This is a genomic window from Methanobrevibacter sp. (genome assembly GCF_030539555.1).
In the GTDB taxonomy this organism is placed as follows: Archaea; Methanobacteriota; Methanobacteria; order Methanobacteriales; family Methanobacteriaceae; genus Methanocatella.
On sequence record NZ_JAUNXX010000099.1, the window covers coordinates 1 to 4,002 of the forward strand.

Annotated in this window: 4 protein-coding genes; 3 read left to right on the forward strand and 1 reads right to left on the reverse strand. The window is 33.3% G+C overall.

Translation table 11 applies throughout. The annotated features are described in order from the left end of the window. On the reverse strand, window positions 1-395 hold a 395-nt coding region (locus Q4Q55_RS09870; protein WP_303372636.1), incomplete at its 3' end, for an SDR family NAD(P)-dependent oxidoreductase. Window positions 396-624: 229 nt separating this feature from the next. On the opposite strand from Q4Q55_RS09870, the gene Q4Q55_RS09875 reads away from it, so the two are divergent. From Q4Q55_RS09875 to Q4Q55_RS09885, 3 genes are all read left to right on the forward strand, one after another. Then, window positions 625-3,222: an ATP-dependent helicase gene (locus Q4Q55_RS09875; protein ID WP_303372637.1), complete on the forward strand. Its 2,598-nt coding sequence runs from the start codon at window positions 625-627 to the stop codon at window positions 3,220-3,222. Window positions 3,223-3,280: 58 nt separating this feature from the next. Beyond that, complete coding sequence (locus Q4Q55_RS09880; RefSeq protein ID WP_303372638.1) at window positions 3,281-3,649, forward strand: DUF5518 domain-containing protein; 369 nt, start codon at window positions 3,281-3,283, stop codon at window positions 3,647-3,649. A gap of 25 nt (window positions 3,650-3,674) precedes the next feature. Beyond that, a partial coding sequence (locus tag Q4Q55_RS09885; protein ID WP_303372639.1) for a hypothetical protein occupies window positions 3,675-4,002 on the forward strand: 328 nt, incomplete at its 3' end.

Below are 4,002 nucleotides of genomic sequence, written 5' to 3' on the forward strand. Positions count from 1 at the left end.
ATTTCTCCAACAGCTTTACACATGTAGTATACACCACTTAAGTCAATGTGGATGTGTCTTTCCCATTCTTCGTTGGATTGGTCAGTAACCATTTTGTTGTTTCCCATACCTGCTGCGTTAACTAAAATATCAATTCTACCGTATGCATCCATGACTTTTGCAACAGCTGCAGTGATACTATCATAGTCTCCGACATCACATACTGCGTACATCACATCGGTTCCGAATTCTTTTTCGATTTCAGCGACGTTTTCTTGAAGTCTTTCTTCTCTTCTAGCGAATAATGCTAATTTTGCACCTTGGCTTGCATATGCTTGAGCAATTTGCCAACCAAGACCTGATGAAGCACCGGTAATAAGTGCTACTTTGTCTTTAATATCGAAATAGTTTTTCATATTTTATACCACCTTAGGCATACGCCTACAATTAAATATTATCAAAATAAACTATTTAACTATTATTATATGATTTTACAGAAAAATTTCAAAAAAAATCATGATATATTCTATAAAATATAAAAAATACTCATAATTATAAACAAATATGTACTTAAAGATTAATAAGCTTAAAAATAAATAAATAATAAAATAAATTAAAAAATTAAACAAAAAGAAATGTGATTAAATGATTGAAGAGCAGACAAAAAGCTATTCTAAAAAACAAATCTATAAAATATTACACCCCTGGGTCAAAGAATGGTTTGATTTAAAGTTTGATGATTTTACACCTGCTCAAAAAAAATCAATTGTGGATATACATAAAAAAAACAGCATCCTAATCTCATCACCAACAGGTTCCGGAAAAACATTAACCGCATTTTTATCAATCATAAGTGAATTGACAACATTGGCGGAAAAAAACCAATTAGAAGATAAGGTTTACTGCATATACATCTCACCACTAAAAGCATTGGACAATGACATTGAGAAAAATTTAGATGAACCTCTTAAAGGAATTGAAGAGATTGCTGGAAAAGATTTGGGAATAAGAAAAGCTGTGAGAACTGGAGACACAACACAGTATCAAAGGCAAAAAATGCTTAAAAAACCACCGCACATCCTAATTACAACTCCCGAAACATTATCCATTTTGCTTGTTGCACCAAAATTCAGAGAAAAGTTAAGTGGAGTCAAGTATGTCATTATTGACGAAATACACTCCCTTGCCGAAAATAAAAGAGGAGTTCATTTAAGTTTATCACTTGAGCGATTGCAGCATTTAATTGGCCCATTTACAAGAATAGGCTTATCTGCAACTGTTAGTCCAATAGAAGAAGTTGCAAAATTTCTTGTCGGATATGAATATGGAGTTGGAAGAAACTGCAAAATAGTCAATATAAATTATTTGAAAGAATTGGACATGGAAGTAATGTGTCCTGTAAGTGATATTGTCCTTGCAGATGATGAAGACACAAGACTTGGAATGTATGATTTGATTGATGATTTGATTTGGGAAAATAAAACAACATTAATCTTTACAAATACCCGAAGTGGTACAGAACGTTTTGTTTACAATCTGAAGAAAATGTATCCTATGCATTATAATAGCAAAAATATAATGGCTCATCATTCTTCGCTGTCAAAGGAAGTTCGTCTAGAAACCGAAAATATGCTGAAAGAAGGAAAATTAAAAGCTGTTGTTTCATCAACATCCCTCGAACTTGGAATTGATATCGGGTATATCGACTTAGTCATTTTAATCAACTCTCCGAAATCTGTTGCCAGAGCGCTCCAGAGAATCGGAAGAAGCGGTCACAGATTACATGAAAAATCGCGTGGAAAAATCATTGTAACCGACCGTGATGACCTGGTTGAATGTTCAGTATTGCTCAAAAATGCCAAAGAAGGAAAAATTGATAGGATCAGCATACCAACTAATTGTTTAGATGTGCTTGCCCAACACATTTACGGGATGAGTATTGAAAATCCATGGGATATAGATTATGCGTATGACGTGATAAAGAAAAGCTATTGCTATAAGGACCTAAGTCGAGATGACTATGAAGATGTTTTGAGTTATATGGCTGGAGAATATCCGGAACTTGAAGAGAGATATGTTTATGCAAAAATCTGGATTGATTATGAAAATAATATGTTTGGAAAACGTGGAAAACTAGCCAGAATGCTTTATTCAACAAATATTGGAACAATACCCGATTCATCAGGAGTGCTGGTCAAATGTAATGGAGAGACTGTTGGAAAAATTGAAGAAGAATTTTTAGAAAGGCTTAAAAAAGGAGATACTTTTGTTTTGGGTGGAAATACTTATAGATTCAACTATGGTAAAGGAATGACAATCAATGTAAGTCCTGCAAGCGGACTTCCCACAATACCTTCCTGGTTTTCACAGCAACTCCCATTATCCTTTGATTTGGCAATGGACATTCAGAGATTCAGAGCACATATGGATGTTAAATTTAGATATGGGCGAAGCAAAGAAGAAATTATGGAATTTATTCATGAATACTTGTATGTTGATAATTTTGCAGCGAATTCAATTTATGAATACTTTGTGGAACAGTTCAAATATGCTCAAATTCCAAGCAATCAAAAATTATTAATCGAATATTACAAAGGCTTTGGAGGCAGAAGATTTGTGATATTCCACTCATTATTTGGAAGAAAAGTTAATGATGCACTTTCACGTGCAGTTGCATATGTTGTTGCTAAACGATATAACATTAATGTAACAATATCTATTTCAGACAATGGATTTTATTTAAGCTCCGACGGCAAAATTGGAGGATTAGAATCATTTAGAGAATTAACTCCCGAAAACTTTGAAAATGTCTTAACACAATCACTAAATAAGACAGAAACTCTAGCTTCAAGATTCAGGCATTGTGCGGGAAGATCTTTAATGACCCTAAGAAGATATAAAGGAGAATCCAAATCTGTTGGTCGTCAACAAGTCCGTGGAAAAATTCTTTTAAAATTTGTGCAGGAAATGGACGATAATTTTTCCATTCTAAAAGAGGCCAGAAGAGAGGCTCTTGAAGATTATATGGACATCAAAAATGCAATGAAAATAATTGAATGGGTTGCATCAGAAGAAATGGAAATTAAAACTATTAATACTGTAATTCCAAGTCCTTTTGCATTTAATTTAATTTCTCAAGGATATTTGGATGTGTTAAATCAAAATGATAAAGCAGAATTTACAAAACGGATGCATATGGCAATTTTAGACCAGATAAAAGATAAATTAAAAGACATTTATTAAGTAAAAAAAATAAATACTTTTATTAACCATATTCAATAATGATTAATAGGTGATGATTATGACCAAATGGAAAGCTGTAATAATTGGTTTTATTTTAGCAGTGATTGTTCAATCATATTTCGCAAGTGTCGAATTTTTTGGTTTATTAATTGTAGGATTTGTCACAGGATTTATTGCCAGTGATGGTGCTTTTGGAGGGCTGTGGAATGCAGCTGTTGCAGGAGCATTAGGCACCATAATCTCAGCAATTCTATTCATTTTACTTGCCACATTTGGTGGAAGCCTATTTGGATTATTTGGAGGTCTGACAGGATTTACAATTTCAGGACTTTCAAGTTTAGTCGTAATTATTGAAAAATTAATATATTACGCAATTGTAATGGGAATAACCGGAGCAATTGGGGGCGCAATAGCTTCAAAAAAATAAAAATTAATGTTTATGGAGATATATTATGAGATATGATTTGGGATTGGATTTTAAAGCATTGGTATTTGGAGCAGCAATAGCTGCAGGATTTATATTGCTGGGATATCAATACAATGATTGGTTATATCCATTTTCAGCAATAGGACTTTTATATGCTGGATATGGGCAAGGAAACATTAAAACAGGAACACTAATGGGCGCACTTGCATCAACACTGATTGCAATTTTATATTTAGACGGATACCTTGGCCAACCTACCGGTTTTTTCTTAACTGAAAATGGAATTATCGCAGTAGTTGCTTTAATCATTATTGTTGGGGCAGTAATTGGTTTTGTCGGCGCATGGACAAAAA

What these genes read in the sequence shown, in the direction of transcription:
- Q4Q55_RS09875 (WP_303372637.1), top strand. Translation starts at nt 625, where the DNA reads ATGATTGAAGAGCAGACAAAAAGCTATTCTAAAAAACAAATCTATAAA.
- Q4Q55_RS09880 (WP_303372638.1), top strand. Translation starts at nt 3,281, where the DNA reads ATGACCAAATGGAAAGCTGTAATAATTGGTTTTATTTTAGCAGTGATT.